This is a genomic window from Leptothoe sp. LEGE 181152, assembly GCF_032906605.1.
Taxonomy (GTDB): domain Bacteria; phylum Cyanobacteriota; class Cyanobacteriia; order Phormidesmidales; family Phormidesmidaceae; genus Leptothoe; species Leptothoe turfae.
In genome coordinates this window covers 1-1,269 of record NZ_JASATU010000034.1, presented here as the reverse complement: position 1 = coordinate 1,269, position 1,269 = coordinate 1, and the positions used below count along the sequence as shown (strand labels likewise).

Here is a 1,269-nt window from a genome sequence, read left to right as displayed (position 1 = left end):
CTGAAAGGGAGACACAACGGCTAAAGCGTATCTAGGACAGCTTCTATAGCTCTTAGCCCTCGTAAATGATACTCAATTTTGTTTCGGTCGAGTCTCATCAAAGCCTGAACTTGTTGGTTGCAACGATGCCAAAAAGGAACCCAGCGATAAGCGGTTAATCCGACATGAAACGCACTGTGTCGCTTTTGGTTGAGACCTTGAGTTTCGGGTCTAGCAATATACTTTTGCAACGCCTTCTGTTTAAGCTGCTGTCCCTGGGTGGTCGCACAGGTATAGGCAATGGCGATTAAGAGCACCAGGGTCATAAACCGCCTGCCCTCAACTCGCGTTTTTTCGAGGCAGTAGCCCCCTAATTTTAGGTCGCGAAACAGTTCCTCTATGGAGAACCTCTTCTGATAGCCTGAGATCGCCGCATCCAGGCTATCGAAGTTGGTGAGAATATACCAAGGTTCGTCAGGTGCAAAACCCTGGTAACGTCGCTTCCATTTTCCCGCGACCTGCACCGGTCCAAACCCTTTACTTTGGGTGACCGTAATTTGATTGAAAAAACAGCTCATTCCGGGGGTGAGTCCAAGCTCACAGAGGGCTATCCAGTCATCATCATCGGACTGAATTTGGGTTGACTTCTTTTGCCGCAGACAAAAGTAACACGACTGCTCCCCCAACCAACGAGCCAAGTCTACCGAGCAAAACTCTCGGTCACCGAGGACCACCACCGTGTAGTCTGCAAGTCTCGATAAGGCCAACCGCAGGACTTTGCGCTGAGTCCTGCGGTTACTATTACCCAGTTTCTTTAGCCGTTGCCAATAGAGCGGAATGGCTCGTTTGCGCCAGATCAAACTCACCATCAGCAAATTGATCTGCCCCCAGCTTGTGCGGTCGATAGCTACGTACACGGTACTCCCTTTGGCCACGTGCTGATGCTTTAGGAAAACAGTGAATAGGCCCAGCCAGAGACGATTTATATCCATGGCACCCAGCATAAGGAACCGTTGTACTTTTTTCGCCGACTTTCAAATAGAATCGGCAATGGCAGCGCCTCAGCGATGGTCTCTAGGCGCACATCGCGAATCGTGTGCACCACCGTGACTAACAATGACAGTAACAACGACTCACGGGCACTGAGCTTCTTCTCTAGATAGCTTTGGTAGATTGACGGTATCATAGGTCGTGATAGGTTGTGTTCGTAAAACTAGCCTATCTTTTTTTATCTACCCATTCTTAACTACTGAATTTATGGGCCTTGCAGCAGTTGTGTAACCCCGTCAG

At 49.3% G+C, this 1,269-nt stretch carries 2 protein-coding genes; both read right to left on the bottom strand.

From position 1 onward, the window contains the following. Nucleotides 1–20: 20 nt before the first annotated feature. Nucleotides 21–971 (bottom strand): IS4 family transposase, encoded by a 951-nt coding sequence (locus QGP82_RS19430; RefSeq protein ID WP_499060727.1) that lies wholly within the window; start codon nt 969–971, stop codon nt 21–23. Beyond that, on the bottom strand, nt 962–1,165 hold the full coding sequence (locus QGP82_RS19425) for a hypothetical protein (RefSeq protein ID WP_499060726.1): 204 nt from the start codon (nt 1,163–1,165) through the stop codon (nt 962–964). Before QGP82_RS19425 ends, QGP82_RS19430 begins: the two co-directional genes overlap by 10 nt. Nucleotides 1,166–1,269 lie beyond the last annotated feature (104 nt).

Bases quoted from the DNA above. Each gene is read 5' to 3' on its own strand.
- QGP82_RS19430 (WP_499060727.1), bottom strand. From the start codon at position 971: ATGGATATAAATCGTCTCTGGCTGGGCCTATTCACTGTTTTCCTAAAG.
- QGP82_RS19425 (WP_499060726.1), bottom strand. From the start codon at position 1,165: ATGATACCGTCAATCTACCAAAGCTATCTAGAGAAGAAGCTCAGTGCC.